The 16,571-nt window shown below is 51.5% G+C and carries 8 protein-coding genes; 6 read left to right on the forward strand and 2 right to left on the reverse strand.

The window, feature by feature from the left end; translation table 11 throughout:
- Positions 1-22 precede the first annotated feature (22 nt).
- From cysT to pncB, 5 genes are all read left to right on the forward strand, one after another.
- A complete protein-coding gene (gene cysT / locus FHS77_RS08590) occupies positions 23-886 on the forward strand; it encodes a sulfate ABC transporter permease subunit CysT (RefSeq protein ID WP_184222359.1) in 864 nt (287 codons plus the stop codon).
- The gene (cysW, locus tag FHS77_RS08595; RefSeq protein WP_184222361.1) at positions 870-1,748 is read left to right on the forward strand and encodes a sulfate ABC transporter permease subunit CysW; all 879 of its coding nucleotides are present in this window, start codon (positions 870-872) and stop codon (positions 1,746-1,748) included. Before cysT ends, cysW begins: the two co-directional genes overlap by 17 nt.
- Before the next feature lie 13 nt (positions 1,749-1,761).
- Positions 1,762-2,823, forward strand: coding sequence for a sulfate/molybdate ABC transporter ATP-binding protein (locus FHS77_RS08600; RefSeq protein WP_184222407.1), 1,062 nt, complete (start codon positions 1,762-1,764; stop codon positions 2,821-2,823).
- 389 nt (positions 2,824-3,212) lie between these two features.
- Complete coding sequence (locus FHS77_RS08605; protein ID WP_184222363.1) at positions 3,213-11,819, forward strand: glycoside hydrolase family 94 protein; 8,607 nt, start codon at positions 3,213-3,215, stop codon at positions 11,817-11,819.
- A 103-nt stretch (positions 11,820-11,922) separates the two neighbouring features.
- Positions 11,923-13,227 carry a nicotinate phosphoribosyltransferase gene (pncB, locus tag FHS77_RS08610; protein WP_184222365.1) on the forward strand — a complete coding sequence of 435 codons (1,305 nt, stop codon included), beginning with the start codon at positions 11,923-11,925 and terminating at the stop codon, positions 13,225-13,227.
- A 45-nt stretch (positions 13,228-13,272) separates the two neighbouring features.
- On the opposite strand, the gene FHS77_RS08615 is transcribed toward pncB, so the two are convergent.
- Both FHS77_RS08615 and FHS77_RS08620 read right to left on the reverse strand, forming a co-directional pair.
- Positions 13,273-14,193 (reverse strand): carbohydrate kinase family protein, encoded by a 921-nt coding sequence (locus FHS77_RS08615; RefSeq protein ID WP_184222367.1) that lies wholly within the window; start codon positions 14,191-14,193, stop codon positions 13,273-13,275.
- 24 nt (positions 14,194-14,217) lie between these two features.
- Positions 14,218-14,964, reverse strand: a complete 747-nt coding sequence (locus tag FHS77_RS08620; protein WP_184222369.1) for an SDR family NAD(P)-dependent oxidoreductase — start codon at positions 14,962-14,964, stop codon at positions 14,218-14,220.
- A 109-nt stretch (positions 14,965-15,073) separates the two neighbouring features.
- Here FHS77_RS08620 and glpK point away from each other — a divergent pair, with 109 nt between their 5' ends.
- Positions 15,074-16,561, forward strand: coding sequence for a glycerol kinase GlpK (gene glpK, locus FHS77_RS08625; protein ID WP_184222371.1), 1,488 nt, complete (start codon positions 15,074-15,076; stop codon positions 16,559-16,561).
- Positions 16,562-16,571 lie beyond the last annotated feature (10 nt).

Raw genomic sequence — 16,571 nt, forward strand, 5'->3', positions numbered from 1 at the left:
TCAAAACCAAAAGGTGTGATTGATGACATCACGGCTCACGCGACTGAGCGGTTTTAACTTTCGCCAACCGAGTGTATTGCCAGGTTTCAGGCTTACATTCGGTTTGAGTGTTGTTTATCTGAGTCTGCTGATCCTCATTCCGCTGGCTGTGCTGGTGTTTTATGCCAGCGGTTTGGGATGGGCTGGGTTTTGGAAAATAGCACTGGATCAACGCACCCTTTATGCGCTGCAAACAAGCTTTGGCACGGCCTTTATTGCGGCACTCATTAATGTTGTCTTTGGTGTGCTGGTGGCGTGGGTGCTGGTGCGCTATCGCTTTCCTGGGCGGCGCCTGGTGGATGCCATCGTTGATCTTCCTTTTGCGTTGCCAACGGCAGTGGCAGGGATAGCGCTTACTGCTGTTTATGCGCCTAATGGCTGGATCGGCAGTATCTTGATGCAGTTCAATACGCGGGTAGCCTTTACCAAAGCCGGTATTGTGATTGCGCTGATTTTCATCGGCTTGCCTTTTATTGTGCGCACCGTTCAACCGATTATGGAAGAGATCAGCCGCGAGGTGGAAGAGGCGGCCGCAACGCTTGGTGCCAGCCGTTTCCAAACCATTTGGCGGGTGCTGCTGCCGGGGTTGCAACCGGCTATTTTAACCGGTTTTGCACTGGCTTTTGCGCGTGGGGTTGGTGAATACGGATCGGTGATTTTTATTGCCGGTAACACCCCTTATGTGTCGGAAATCGCGCCTTTGCTCATCGTCATCAAACTGGAGGAGTTTGATTATCGTGGTGCGGCAGCCATCGGCACTATCATGCTGTTTCTGTCATTTCTGATGTTGTTTATCATCAATCTTTTGCAAAGCTGGAGCAGGAGGAAATATGGCTATCAAAACTGATCAGCACACTCCGCCTGCTGATGACCATGCGGTGAGCGAACAGGGCTGGGTACGCTATAGCCTGATTGCCATTGCCATGCTCTTTTTAGGCTTGGTGCTGATTTTGCCTGTGCTGACCGTTTTTATCGAAGCTTTCCGTAAAGGTGTGGCGCAATATTTCGAGACATTTATCGAGCTGGATGCGTTGGCAGCCATCCGCCTGACTTTGCTGGTGGCAGCAATTTCCGTGCCGGTCAATCTGGTGTTTGGGGTGGCGGGTGCATGGGCAATCGCCAAGTTCGAGTTTAAAGGTAAGGCTTTCCTGACCACCTTGATCGATCTGCCGTTTTCGGTGTCGCCGGTCATTTCCGGTCTGGTGTTTGTATTGCTGTTTTCCAGCCAAAGCGTGCTGGGGCCGTGGCTTAAATCTTATAATATCGACATTCTGTTCGCAGTGCCGGGGATTGTATTAGCAACCTTGTTTGTCACATTTCCTTTTGTGGCGCGTGAGCTGATCCCGCTGATGCAGGAGCAGGGAACTAGTGATGAAGAGGCAGCATTGTCTTTGGGGGCCACCGGCTGGCAGACATTTTGGTATGTGACTTTGCCCAATATCAAATGGGGTCTGCTTTACGGTGTGCTCTTGTGTAATGCGCGTGCGATGGGCGAATTTGGAGCGGTTTCTGTTGTTTCCGGCCATATTCGCGGCCTGACCAACACCATGCCGCTACATGTGGAAATTCTCTATAATGAATATAATTTTGTCGGCGCTTTTGCGGTGGCATCACTGCTGACATTGCTGGCACTTTTAACACTGGCACTGAAAGCTTTATTGGAAATGCGCTACAGCGCAGAACTTGCAAGCAATGGCGGCAGGCATTGAGAGGTCGTATTTAATGGATGTGCGCGTTGTTGATGTGAAAAAGCAATTCGGCCAGTTTCCGGCCTTGCATGATGTCTCACTGGATATTCAATCGGGCGAGCTGATCGCTTTGTTGGGGCCTTCCGGCTCAGGTAAAACCACTTTGCTGCGATTGATTGCGGGGCTTGAAACGCCGTCTGAAGGTACAATTTTCTTTGGTGATGAAGATGCCTCGGCCAAAACGGTGCAGGAGCGAAATGTTGGTTTTGTGTTCCAGCATTATGCGCTTTTCCGGCATATGACCGTTGCTGATAATATCGGCTTTGGCCTTAAAGTGCGCCCGCGCCATGCACGTGAAACAAATGCTGAGATACGTCGCCGCGCCTTGCAATTATTGGATTTTGTCCAGCTGAAAGGTTTGGAGGATCGCTATCCGTCGCAGCTCTCAGGCGGACAGCGTCAGCGTGTTGCTTTGGCGCGCGCGATGGCGATTGAACCCAAACTTCTGCTGCTGGATGAACCCTTTGGCGCACTGGATGCGCAGGTGCGTAAAGAACTGCGCAAATGGCTGCGTGAAATTCATGAGAAAACCGGCCATACAACTATTTTTGTTACCCATGATCAGGATGAAGCACTGGAGCTGGCCGACCGTGTTGTGGTGATGAGCCAAGGCAAGATCGAACAGGTCGGCACACCAGATGAGGTTTATGATCGTCCCAACTCACCTTTTACCTATGGTTTTGTAGGCGAATCCAGTCATCTGCATGTTACGGTGAGGGATGGCGAAATTATCATTCAAAATGCTGCAAGCGGATTGAAGGTAAAAGGTTTTCCTGAAACCCGGGGGCTGCTTTACTTTCGCCCGCATGATGTGGCGCTGGTTGCTGCTGATGAAGAGGGCATTGAAGGTGTGATTTTAAGCAGTCGCCGTTCGGGCAGCCGACGCCGTGTGGAGCTGTTGATTGATGACGGCAAGGCGCAGGTGGAAATTGAAGTGCCTGCCGATCAGCCAGAACTTGAGCCAGAACCTGAGCCAGAACCTAAGGGAGCGAAATTACGATTTCGCCCGCGATATTGGGCGTTGTTTCTGGGTTGAACCACGACCACTGGCTATTTTACCGGACTGACTTGTATTTTAAGGGCTTTTTATAACGCAAGATTAAAAGCCGGAACGAAATGTGCATTGAGAATTGGCCGAATTACGTCACAGCAATAAGCTCTGACGCAATTTGGCCTAATCTTGTTCGCAGACACGGAACTATTCGTCTTTTACTTCGTTATCTCACACTAAAGAGGGTTTCAAATCTGAGTCTGGTATTGATTATGGATGCTTCTGATTTTCGGTTTGGCGGCTGAAACTGTACCGCTTTTGATGTGTAATACTCTTCAACTTTTAGACCCACCGCATATTGATTTTGAAAAATCCTCCCAAGCTTTTCTCAATATGCATCTGATGATTTTCTACCTGAAAGGCTGCCAAGGCATATGCCCAAATTGTCTTCTTCGCTGTCTTCGATGTTCTCTTCAAACGGGCAGATGATCCTGCCACCTACACAGCCCTCACCGGTGAGGTATCATTATAAAACACCGGAAGAATTGCAGCAGATCGCAGCCTCAGTGGCGCGGGGGGAAGCGGTTGCTTTGCCCGGCTATGAGCAATTTGCTTTTGATAAAAGATTATCTGAAAATGCCAAATTCATTTTGCATGCCTATCGCTCATCCGATGCGGCATCGCGCGCGGGTGAAACTATCACGCCAGCCGCACAATGGCTGCTTGATAATCATTATCTGATTGATAAAAACATTCAGCAGGTACGCCGCGATTTGCCTCTACGTTTTATGCGGCAATTACCGGTCTATCCGTCCATGCCGGACATGCCGCGCATATTTGCGCTGGCATGGCTTTATGTCGGTCATAATGATAGTAATTTTTCGCTCAAAACACTGACCGCTTTGGTAGAGGGGTTTCAGACGGTCGAGCCGCTGCGCATCGGGGAGCTTTGGGCGCTTCCTTCTGCCATCCGCTATGTGCTGATTGAAAATGCGCGCCGTCTTGCCTTGCGGGTTGAGCGCGCGCGCAATATGCGTAATCTTGCCAACCGTGCGGCGGATGAGATTATCATTGCCAGCAACGGTGATGAGCTAAACGCTGTTTTAGCGCGTATCCAGCCGGTTGTTGCTGATAGCACCTTTACCACGCACTTGCTTTATCGTTTGCGCAGTGCGTCAACTGATACCGGCCCCGCCACAACATGGCTGGAAGCCGAATTAAAGCGCTTTGATAAAGATGGCGAAGAAGCGATTGTAGAAGAACATGCCCGCCAGTCCACCGGCGGTGTGACGATGGGCAATATCATCCGCAGCCTCAAGGCGATTGATGATATTGATTGGCCGACATGGTTTGAAATGGTCAGTGTTGTTGATGCAATTTTGCGTGACAACTCTGATTTTGAGCGATTGGATTTCCGCTCCCGCAATGCCTATCGTGTAACCATTGAAAAACTGGCGCGTCGCTCGAAAATGAGTGAGGTGGAAATTACCCATGCGGCCTTAAAACTGGCTGAAGACGGCGAAACGGCAGAAGCGGCCGGTCATGGTGCTGCCAAAGGTACTGGTGCAATTGCCTATTATCTGGCTGGTGACGGGCGCAAAAAACTGGAAGAAATTTGCGGCTATAACAAGCCGTTTACAGTTCAGTTCGAGCGCTTTTATCGCAGTCTCGGTCTTTGGGGCCTGTTCCTGCCGACGGCAATTTTCACAGGCTTACTTTTATGGTTTGCTGAACATTCCATGAGCCGTTTGGGGCTCTCGGGCGAAGTGCAATTTTTGTTTGTGCTGCTCGCACTTTTTCCGGCTATGGATGCCAGTTACTCGCTGGTCAACTCGTTTGTTCCGTGGTTTTTACAGCCAACGCGACTGATCGGCTATGAATATAAGGACGGTCTTCCCGAAGAAGCACGCACATTGGTTGCCGTGCCGACGCTGATCAATTCGCGCGACAGTGTTGATGAGCAGATCCGCAATCTTGAAGTGCATTATCTGACCAATCCGCGCGGTGAGGTTTATTTCGCGCTGGTGAGTGACTGGCTGGATTCCAAGGACGAAGTCACACCCGCAGATATGGAAATTTATGATTATGCAATGGAAGAAATTGCACGTTTGAACGCGCAATATGGCGCAACCAATGCGCCGCGTTTCTTCATTTTGCATCGTCGCCGTTTGTATAATGAAAAACAAGGTTGCTGGATGGGCTGGGAGCGCAAGCGCGGCAAGCTGCATGAGCTTAATCTGCTTTTGCGCGGCGATCGCGATACCAGCTTTTTCCCGCCCGATGATAAATTACCGACCGGCATCCGCTTTGTGATGACATTGGATGCGGATACGCGCCTGACACCGGAGGCAGTAACTACTCTTGCCGGTAAAATGAGCCATCCGCTCAACTGTCCGGTGGTTGATCCGGAAACACGCCGTGTGGTGCGCGGTTATGGCATCATGCAGCCGCGTGTGACCCCATCGCTGACGACCGGAGATGATGCCTCTTTCCTGCAACGCGTATTTTCGGTCAATCGCGGTATTGATCCATATGTATTTGCTGTTTCCGACACCTATCAGGACTTGCTGGGCGAGGGTACTTTTACCGGTAAAGGTCTTTATGATATCGACGCTTTCGAAGCGGTGATGCAAGATCGTATCAAAGAAAACACCATTCTCAGCCACGACCTTCTCGAAGGCGGCTATGCCCGTGCAGCGCTTGTCAGCGATGTGGAAGTGGTGGAAGATTATCCGACCGGTTATAATGTTGATGTGTCACGTCATCACCGCTGGGCACGTGGTGACTGGCAGTTACTGCCTTATCTTTTCTCGATGAAAAGCGGTGTGAGTGCTGTTACCCGCTGGAAAATGGTCGACAATTTACGCCGCTCGCTCAATCCGATTTTGTGGATTTTGGCTTCCGTTGTCGGTTGGGTTGTGCTGCCGGTGGGCGCTGCTGCCGTCTGGCAGTTCTTCCTGCTGTTGTCGATGTTCATCGCGCCGACCTTTGCCATCGTCACCAATCTCATTCCTGCTAGCATGGACTATTCTTTAAAAGGCCATGCACAATCAATTCTGACCGATATCGGACTTGGCACGGCAGATGTGGCTTTGCGCACATCATTTATTGCCCATTCGGCATTTTTGATGAGCGATGCGATTGCCCGCACCTTCTATCGCCTGTTTGTGTCAAAGCGTGATCTCTTGGAATGGCGCACTGCGGCACAGGCTAAATCTTCGCCTGATACACTGTCTTATTACACATGGCTGATGTGGCCTGCGATGGCGATTGCCGTTGCAGCGCTGCTGGCGCCTTTATCTGTTGGCGCAAAATCCGTGCTGATCGCGCTGCCTTTTGTGCTGGTGTGGTTTGCTTCGCCGCTTATTGCATGGCTGGTGAGCCGTTCGGCCAAGCCGCAGGATACGCTCGAAGTACGCTCCTCAGACAAAGGTGATCTACGTCGCTTTGCCCGTCGCACATGGCGTTTCTTTGATGAATTTGCCAATGATGACAACAACCATCTGCCACCGGATAATTTTCAGGAAGATCCGGCACCATTGGTAGCACAGCGGACTTCGCCAACCAATATTGGTGTTTATGTGCTCTCCGTTGTGGCGGCGCGCGATTTCGGCTGGATCGGCTTTGACGAGACGATCAAGCGACTGTCTGCCACCATCGCCACTTTGGAAAAGATGGAGAAATATCAAGGCCATCTTTATAACTGGTATGAGACCGATACGCTGAAACCATTGCAGCCGCTTTATGTGTCGGCGGTGGACAGCGGCAATCTTGCCGGTCATTTGGTCACTCTTTCCTCCGCAGTGGAAGAATGGGCGGAAGCACCATCCGTTTACTTGCAGGCAGACCTGAACGGTCTTCTGGATGTCAATGATGTGCTGGAACAGGAAATTGCGAAAATTCCTGATGACAGACGTATTTTGCGCCCGTTGCGCCGCCGTCTGGAAGAGCGGATTGCCAATTTCCGTCGTGCTGTGCAAACCATCAAGAAAGAGCCGGAAACCGCTTCTTTCCGCACCATTAATCTGTCGCTTTTTGCCAATGATATTCACCGTCTGATGGCCGAGCTTGATGCGGAAGTGGAAACTCTGCAAAGTGCTGAAGCTAAATATTGGTCACAGGTGCTGATCAATACCTGTAAAGCACACACCGATGACGCGATTGGCGAGCATAATACCGAGAGCTTGCGCCAGACATTGAGCGATCTTGCAACGCGCGCGCGTCAGCTTGCTTTTGATATGCAGTTTGGCTTCCTCGAGCGTAAAGAACGTCGTCTTCTGTCAATCGGTTTCCGCGTGCAGGAAAACGAGCTGGATGAAAGTTGCTATGATTTGCTTGCTTCCGAAGCCCGTCTTGCCAGCCTCTTTGCCATTGCCAAGGGTGATGTGCCTGTGGAACATTGGTTCCGCTTAGGCCGTCTTTTGGTGCCGGTGGGCTGGAAAGGGGCGCTGCTTTCCTGGTCGGGCTCGATGTTTGAATATCTGATGCCGCCTTTGGTGATGTCAGAGCCGCTCGGTTCGATGCTTGATCAAACCAATAAGCTGATTGTTCAACGCCAGATTGATTATGCCACATCGCGCGGGCTTCCGTGGGGTATTTCTGAAGCTGCCTTCAATGCGCGCGATGCGCATATGAATTATCAATATTCAAATTTCGGTGTACCGACATTGGGCTTGCAGCGCGGGCTTTCGCGTAATGCGGTGATTGCGCCTTATGCAAGCCTGTTGGCCTCGCAATATCAGCCTGCGGCTGCGGTGCAAAACCTCAAGCGTCTGGATAAGCTCGGTGCGCTTGGCCGCTACGGTTTTTATGATTCCGTGGACTTCACGCCGTCGCGTGTGCGTGAAGGTCAGGAATACGCCGTGGTGCAAAACTATTATGCCCACCATCACGGCATGGCGATTATCGCGGTCAATAATGTGATTTTTGAAGGCCGTATGCGTGAGCGTTTTCACAGCGATCCGGTGATTGAAGCGGCTGAATTGCTGTTGCAGGAAAAAGCCCCGCGCGAAATTCCGATGGTCTATGCCAAGACGGAAAATCCGATGCGTGTGGATTCCGGTGGTTTTGATGATGCGCCGATGCGGATTATTGAAAAACCATTGCAGGCACCGCGTTCAACCCATCTGATGTCTAACGGTCAATATTCATTAATGCTGACCGCCAATGGTTCGGGCTATAGCCGCTGGAATGATCTGATGGTGACGCGCTTCCAGCCGGATGCCTCGGAAGATATGCAGGGCACTTTCATCTTCCTGAAAGATGTGGAAACAGGCGCTTGGTGGTCTGCCACCGGAGAGCCAACCCGCTCGACGCATGAACTTGCCAAGACGGTTTTCACTGAAGATAAAGCCGAGTTTTATAAAACCGCCGGTGATATTAAAACTGTCGTGGAGGTGATCGTCACTTCTGAAAATGATGGTGAAGGCCGCCGCATTGACATCATCAATACCAGCCCGCGCGACCGTGTGCTGGATGTGACATCCTATGCGGAACTGGTGCTGAACACGGAAGATAATGATACGGCGCATCCGGCTTTTGCGAAAATGTTCGTCGAGACGGAAATTGCCGGTAACGGCACCACGATTTATGCAACCCGCCGTAAACGTGCGCCATCCGATCCGGATATGCATGTCGCACATTTTGTCGCTGACATGTCGGGCGTTGCGCGTGAAGTGGAAGCGGAAACCGACCGTCGCGCCTTTATCGGTCGCGGTCGTAATTTACGCAATCCGGCGGCTTTTGACGAAGGTGCACATTTGACCGGTTCGCAAGGGTGTGTGCTTGATCCGATTGCATCGGTGCGCACCCGCGTGCGTGTGCCTGCTCATAAAAAAGTCAGCCTTGTCTTCTGGACATTGGCTGCCGAAACACGAGCCGCTCTGGAGGAAGCTGTCGCACATCACAATTTCTCTGAAAGCTTTGTGCGTGAATATTCGCTCTCATGGACGCGTTCGCAGGTGCAGCTCTATCACATCGGCATGAAACCGGCAGAAGCGGTCGAGTGCCAGAAGATTGCGTCTTATCTGACTTATCCTGACCGCACTCTGCGCCAGCCGCCGGAAACCATTGCGGCAGGGCTTGGCAAACAATCCGACCTGTGGCCGGCATCGATTTCCGGCGACTATCCGATTTTTGCACTCAGAATTGACAATGAAGCCGATCTTGACGTGCTGCGCGGTCTGTTGAAAGCGCATGAATATTGGCTCGGCAAAGGTTTGATTGTTGATGTGGTGGTGGTCAATGAGCGTTCCTTCTCCTACGCTCAGGATACCCAGCGTGCGATTGACTGGATTTTGGAAGGTTTCCGCGCACGCAGCCATGATATGCGCGCGCATATTTTCTCGGTTCGCCGTGATCAGATGAGTGCAGAAACCTACAATACATTGCTGGCATCTGCTCGCATTGTCATGCACGCACAAAATGGTTCGCTGGCAGAGCAATTACGCCGCAGTGATGAATTATCGGGCGATCTGGCAGCATTGCGAGAGGCTAAACCGCAGAAACTCACCGAAACTGCCGGATTGGCTGCCATCGGTTATGGTGAAAAAGAAGAGGCGGACGCCGATAAAGATGGCAGCAAAAAAGCGCCTGTCTTACCAGTCCCGGCACCTCGTCAAACCTATCCGGCACCGGACGGTAAAGATCTGTCCTTCTGGAACGGCTTTGGCGGTTTCGATAGTGAAGGCTCTTATGTCGTGCGCCTTAACGGCTATAGCGTCACGCCGCATCCGTGGATCAATGTGATTGCCAATCCGGATTTCGGCTTCCATGTATCCGCAGAAGGCGCAGGCTTTACCTGGGCCGGTAACAGCCGCGATTATCAGCTGACGCCTTGGGCGAATGATCCGGTGACAAACCGTACCGGCGAAGCGCTTTATCTGGTTGATCTGGATAGCGGCAAAAGCTTTGCGCCAACGGCTGGCGTGGTACGTGATGAAAGTGTGACCTATGAAGCCCGCCATGGTCATGGCTTCAGCACGTTCTCGGCGCGCCACGGCGATGTTGATCTGGAACTCACCCATATTGTCGATCGACAAAGGCCGGTGCGCCTGTCTCGTCTGACGGTTTCCAATAAGGGGAAAACCACGCGTCGTCTGCGCAACTATGCTTATGCGGAATGGGTGCTTGGCAATAAACGCGCCAAAAACGCGCCGTTTATCGTGCCGTCCTACCATGAAAACCTGCACGCTCTGCTGGCGCGCAATCCTTATCACACCGACCGTTCGGAGCAGGTCGCCTTTTTTGCTATGTCGGAAAAACCACAATCCGTCACCTCTGACCGCTCCGAATTTATCGGCGTGACCGGCTCGGTGGAAATGCCGGATGCGGTGATCAAAGCGCAGGCGCTTTCCAATATTGTCGAAGCAGGGCGTGATCCGTGCGCGGCCTTTGCCTTTGACTTTGAATTGAAAGCCGGTGAAACGAAAGAAATCATCTTCTATCTTGGTGATGAGAAAGATGAGAAATCAGCAAGCACATTGCTTGAAGAAATCAGAACTGTTGATTTTGGCAAAGCCTTAGCGGCATCGCGCAAGCAATGGCAGGAATTTTTCAAACCGGTACAGGTCAAAACACCGGATCAGTCTTTTGATGTGATGGTCAATGGCTGGCTGCCTTATCAAAGCCTTGCCTGCCGCATCTGGGCCCGTGCTGCCTTCTATCAGGCAAGTGGTGCCTATGGCTTCCGCGATCAGTTGCAGGATAGTCTGTCTCTGTTGCTGCTTGATCCAAGTCTGGCGCGTAAGCAGCTCATCAACGTGGCCTCGCGCCAGTTTGAAGAGGGCGATGTGCAGCATTGGTGGTTGCCGGAAACGGGTGCTGGTGTGCGCACATTGATTTCTGATGATGTGGTCTGGCTTGGTTATGCGGCTTCACTTTATGTGGAAACCACCGGCGATGTGGCAGTGCTTGATGAGCAAATTCCTTTCTTAAAAGGTGCACCTCTGGAAGAAGGCCAGCATGATGCTTTCTTCCAGCCGGAAATTACCGAGCATACAGTCTGCATTTATGAGCATTGTGCTTTGGCACTTGATCTGGCCATCAAGCGCACCGGCCAGCATGGTTTGCCGCTGATTTTAGGCGGTGACTGGAATGACGGCATGAACCTTGTCGGCGTTGAAGGGCGTGGTGAAAGCGTCTGGCTTGGCTGGTTCTTAAGCTATACGCTTAAACAAATGTTGCCGATTGCCGTAAAGCGCAATGACCAAAAACGTGTCAAAGCGTGGGAAGCTCATTTGGAAAGCTTGAGCGCTGCTTTGGAGCGTGATGGCTGGGATGGTGCATGGTATCGCCGTGGCTTCTATGACAATGGCACTCTGCTTGGCTCAAAAGACAGTGACGAATGCTCGATTGATGCCATTGCGCAATCATGGGGCGTTTTGTCAGGCTCGGCATCGGATGAGCATGCAGAACAGGCTATGCAATCGCTGCACGAACATCTCTTGGATGAAAAGGGCGGCTTGCTGCGTCTCTTTACGCCGCCATTTAACAAGACTGAGCAGCAGCCGGGCTATATTAAAGGCTATCCGCCGGGTGTGCGTGAAAATGGTGGTCAATATACTCATGGCGCCACATGGGCCATTCTGGCACTTACCCAAATGGGCAAAGCACGCGAAGCGTATGAGCTGTTCTCGATGATCAATCCGGTTAATCACGGGGCAGAGCCTGAGACTTATCGGGTTGAGCCTTATGTGATAGCGGCTGATATTTATTCGGTCGAGCCACGCCGCGGTCAAGGCGGCTGGACATGGTATACAGGGTCTGCCGGTTGGTTCTTCCGTGTTGCGACAGAAGGTATTCTGGGCATCAAACGCCGTGGCGATCAGCTCTTCATCGAGCCGTGTCTGCCACCGGAGTGGGATGGTTTTGAAGCTGATTTGCAGTTTGGGAAAGCGCATTATCATGTGGTGGTTAAGCGTGGTGCCAAGGTGCGAACAGTGACAGTTAATGGCAAAAAAATGCCGAATTCTGCACCAAGCATTACGATTGCCGAAGATGGCAGCCACGAAATTTTGCTTGAGCTTGTGCCATTAAGCTGAAATGATTGAAAAGGCGGGGCTTACCCCGCCTTTTTTATTGCAGCTTTTCGTTTATTGATTATGCGTAATGCTGGCACAAAGTTGATATGGAATGGGAGCCGTTATGGCCAGAACAGATATTGCCCGGCGTGTTTATAACCATGCGTGGAAGCTGGATCCGATCGTCCGCAGTTTGCTGGATACGGATTTTTATAAACTGCTGATGCTGCAAATGATCTGGGGGCTTTACCCGAAGGTGGATGCAACATTCTCACTGATCAACCGCACCAAAACCGTGCGTCTGGCCGATGAGATTGATGAAGGCGAATTACGCGCCCAGCTTGATCATGCCCGCACTTTGCGCATTTCAAAAAAAGAAATGATCTGGCTGGCCGGTAATACATTTTATGGCCGCAAGCAGATTTTCCAGCCGGAATTTTTGCACTGGTTGCAGGATTTCCAACTACCGGAATATGAACTGATCCGCCGCGATGGCCAGTATGAGTTAAATTTCCATGGCCCTTGGTCTCACACAACAATGTGGGAAATTCCGGCTCTTGCTATCATCAATGAGATGCGCTCGCGCGCCGCGATGAAAAATTTAGGGCCATTTGCGCTTGATGTGCTTTATGCGCGTGCGAAAGCTAAAATGTGGAGCAAGGTTGAGCGCTTACGTGAATTGCCTGACCTGAAAGTGTCGGACTTTGGCACTCGTCGTCGCCATTCCTTCTTGTGGCAGCGCTGGTGCGTGGAAGCCTTGAAAGAAGGTATTGGTGACGCTTTCACCGGCACAAGCAACGTGTTGTTGGCAATGGACACCGATCTGGAAGCGCTTGGCACCAATGCGCATGAATTGCCGATGGTGCTGGCGGCGCTGGCTAATACGGATGAAGAATTACGCACTGCCCCTTACCGTGTGTTGCAGGACTGGAACCGCTATTATGGCGGTAATCTTTTGATTGTGCTGCCGGATGCTTATGGCACGGCGGCATTCTTGCGGGATGCGCCGGATTGGGTGGCCGACTGGACAGGTTTCCGCCCTGACAGTGCCCCGCCGATTGAAGGTGGCGAACGCATTATTCAATGGTGGAAAGAGCATGGCAAAGACCCGCGTGAGAAAATGCTGATTTTCTCCGATGCGCTGGATGTGGATACAATTGAAGAAACTTATCACCACTTCAAGGATCGGGTGCGGATGAGCTTTGGTTGGGGCACGAACCTGACCAATGATTTTGCCGGTTGCGCGCCCAACAGCATTGATGGTTTGAAAGCCATTTCACTGGTTTGCAAAGTGATTGATGCCAATGGCCGACCGGCAGTGAAACTGTCAGATAATATCCAGAAGGCCACCGGTGATCCGGCAGAAGTGGAGCGCTACATCGAATTCTTTGGTAATGAAGAGCGCAGCGATCATCTGGTGCGGGTTTAATTATCCCGCACCCTTAGCACCCCGTACTATTAGCACCAGTGATGATTAAAGCTCATATGCCCATGGCGGATTGGCTCCGGCTCGGGAAATTGTCACCGATGCCGCATCAATACCAAGGCTCAGAGCTTGTAAAATCGCTATATCTGAAAGTGTGGCAACTGCTTTTTTGTTTAAAAGCTGGTGGTTGTGAAGGCTCGCCAAAATACCGGCATTGACGGTGTCGCCAGCGCCAACCGTATCAACCACATCCACTTTTTGTGCTGCCACACATAGTTTGCCATGCGATGTATATGCATCTGCACCATTGGCACCGCGGGTGATGACAATCAGCTTAACACCTTGAGCTAGCCATTCATCAATTTTGGCATCTTGATTATCTTCGTTGGCAAACCAGCCCAAATCCTCATCTGATAATTTGACGATATCGGCGTGTTTAATCATGCGGTTGAGACGCGCCAGATAGGTTTCGCGATCTTGGATGAAATTGGCGCGGATATTGGGATCAAGCATAATGACGCGTTTGGATTTTTCCCGCATCATCAGTGCTTCAAATGTGTCGGCGCATGGCTCGGAGATCAGGCTGATGCCGCCAAAAAGCAGGGCGGACACTTCATCTTCCAGCGCTGGCACATCGTCGATATGCAACAGGCGCGTGGCGGTGTTTTCATCGTAAAAAGCATAGGATGCCTGACCATTAACGAGGCGTACAAAGGCAAGCGTTGTCGGACGGTCGGATTGTATTGTGTATTTGTCACTGACATGGGAGGCAGCCATGGTGCCCCGCAACACTTCTCCGAAGAAATCGGATGACAGGCCGGTGAGCAGGCCGGAGGGTACACCAAGACGTCCAATAGCGACGGCGCTGTTGAAAATTGCGCCACCTGCATGGGGCTTGAAAACCGGTTCGCCTGCGGCGTTGATCTCCGCTATCATGTCAATCAAAGCTTCGCCGCAGCACAGGATCATGGTTTCCCCCCGTTTTATCAGTTTTTAGACGTGTTGCCCGCCATTGATGTGGATTTCCGAGCCGGTGACATAGGATGAGGCTTCGGAACACAAATAATAAATAGTTTCGGCTACCTCTGATGTCTGGCCTAAACGGCGCAACGGCAATTGTTCAACCAGCTTTTCTGTGCCGGGTGAAAGAATAGACGTTTCAATTTCGCCCGGTGCAATCGCATTGACGCGAATGCCGTGAGGGCCAAAGTCTGAAGCCATTTCGCGGGTCAGCGATGCAAGTGCTGCCTTGGAGGTAGAATAGGCGGTTCCGGCAAAAGGATGCACGCGACTACCGGCAATGGAGGTCACATTAACGATTGAGCCTTGTGCTGCTTCCAGCTCTTTGAAAAGCCCGCGTCCCAGCATGATGGGAGCCATGAAATTAACCTGAAATACATCGCGCCATACGTGCATCGGCGTTTCCAAAGAGTTGAGGCGGCGGCCGCCTTCAGCTTTGGGCGAAATACCGGCATTGTTGACGAGCGCATGCAGCTTGCTTCCCTGCGCCTCAAGGCGGCGGCGGATTTCAGCAATACCGCGGCCGATATCTTCTGCATCGGCCAGATCAATCTTGATATGGTCTTCAGGCCCTGCCGGCCACGGACAATTTTCAGAAAAATCCTGACGGGAGCAGGTGATAACCCGCCATCCGGCTTTGGAAAATCTTTTGACGGTGGCATGGCCGATACCACGGCTGGCGCCGGTCAATACGAGAGTTTTACGCTCTGAATCACTCATAATTGCCTCACTGTTCAACCTTGAATAGCCTATTGGCTAAAGGAATTCGAGTAGTCTTATTGATCATATCGCGGTTAATCCCTAGTTTGCTTTTATTTACGGAGGGCATATGCAACAATTTATATTAGCAATTGATCAGGGCACCACATCAACACGCGGCATTGTGTTCAATCAAGGGCGGCGTGTGGTCGGGGTTGGTCAGGAAGAATTCCAGCAGCATTTCCCCCAATCCGGTTGGGTGGAGCATGATCCGGAAGATATCTGGCACACGGTTGTGGAAACAAGCCGTCAGGCTATCCGCAATGCGCATATCGAGGCCGGACAGGTTGCAGCCATTGGCATTACCAATCAGCGTGAAACCGTAGTGGTCTGGGATAAAAATACCGGCCGCCCGCTTTATAATGCTATTGTCTGGCAGGACAGGCGCACCGCTGCATTCTGTACGCAGTTGCGCGATAGCGGCCATGAGGACATGGTGGTTTCTAAAACCGGCCTGTTGCTTGATCCTTATTTCTCAGCCAGCAAAATAAGCTGGATTTTGGATCATGTGGCGGGCGCGCGGGCGCGAGCTGAAAAAGGCGATTTACTTTTCGGCACGATTGATAGTTTTCTGATCTGGCGGCTAACGGGCGGACAGGTTCATGCAACTGATGCCACCAATGCGTCGCGCACCCAGCTTTTCAATATTGCTGAACAAGACTGGGATGAGGAACTGCTGCGCTTGTTTAATATTCCGCGTGCCATGCTGCCGGAAGTGAAAGATTGTGCCGATAATTTCGGGGTCGCAAACGCGGAAATTTTAGGGGCAGAAATACCGATTCTGGGTGTTGCAGGTGATCAGCATGCAGCCTTAATGGGGCAGGCCTGCTTTAAACCGGGCATGGTAAAATCCACTTACGGAACGGGATGTTTTGCGCTGATTAATACCGGCGCAGATATTGTACGTTCACAAAACCGGTTATTGACTACGATTGCTTATCGTCTGAACGGTAAAGTTGCTTATGCGTTGGAAGGTTCAATTTTTATTGCCGGTGCGGCAGTACAATGGTTGCGCGATGGGTTAAAAATCATCGAAAGTGCGGATCAATCCGGCAAGCAGGCCGATCAGGCAGACCCGCATCAGGATGTTTATCTGGTTCCGGCTTTTGTCGGTCTTGGTGCGCCGCATTGGGATGCGGATGCACGTGGAGCCATTTTTGGGTTAACACGCAATACGGGGCCTGCCGAATTTTGCCGTGCAGCGCTGGAATCGGTTGCTTATCAAACGGCAGATTTGTTGCAGGCCATGCAAAAAGACTGGCACAATGCTTCGCAAACTGTACTCCGTGTTGATGGCGGTATGGTTGCTTCTGACTGGACAATGCAGCGTCTGGCCGACATCCTCAATGTTGAGGTGGATCGTCCTGAAATTCTGGAAACCACAGCATTAGGCGCGGCATGGCTTGCCGGTTCGAAGGCAGGGCTTTGGCCGGATGCAGAAGAATTTGCCACAACATGGGCGTTGGAGCGTCGCTTTGCACCTCAAATGGATGAGGCGGAACGCTCACGTAAAATGGCTGGTTGGAAAGATGCCCTGTCACGTACTTTGACGCGCTAATTACGCTGAA

It is taken from the genome of Paenochrobactrum gallinarii (assembly GCF_014205685.1).
In the GTDB taxonomy this organism is placed as follows: Bacteria; Pseudomonadota; Alphaproteobacteria; order Rhizobiales; family Rhizobiaceae; genus Paenochrobactrum; species Paenochrobactrum gallinarii.

What these genes read in the sequence shown, in the direction of transcription:
- cysT (WP_184222359.1), top strand. Translation starts at nt 23, where the DNA reads ATGACATCACGGCTCACGCGACTGAGCGGTTTTAACTTTCGCCAACCG.
- cysW (WP_184222361.1), top strand. Translation starts at nt 870, where the DNA reads ATGGCTATCAAAACTGATCAGCACACTCCGCCTGCTGATGACCATGCG.
- FHS77_RS08600 (WP_184222407.1), top strand. Translation starts at nt 1,762, where the DNA reads ATGGATGTGCGCGTTGTTGATGTGAAAAAGCAATTCGGCCAGTTTCCG.
- FHS77_RS08605 (WP_184222363.1), top strand. Translation starts at nt 3,213, where the DNA reads ATGCCCAAATTGTCTTCTTCGCTGTCTTCGATGTTCTCTTCAAACGGG.
- pncB (WP_184222365.1), top strand. Translation starts at nt 11,923, where the DNA reads ATGGCCAGAACAGATATTGCCCGGCGTGTTTATAACCATGCGTGGAAG.
- FHS77_RS08615 (WP_184222367.1), bottom strand. Translation starts at nt 14,193, where the DNA reads ATGATCCTGTGCTGCGGCGAAGCTTTGATTGACATGATAGCGGAGATC.
- FHS77_RS08620 (WP_184222369.1), bottom strand. Translation starts at nt 14,964, where the DNA reads ATGAGTGATTCAGAGCGTAAAACTCTCGTATTGACCGGCGCCAGCCGT.
- glpK (WP_184222371.1), top strand. Translation starts at nt 15,074, where the DNA reads ATGCAACAATTTATATTAGCAATTGATCAGGGCACCACATCAACACGC.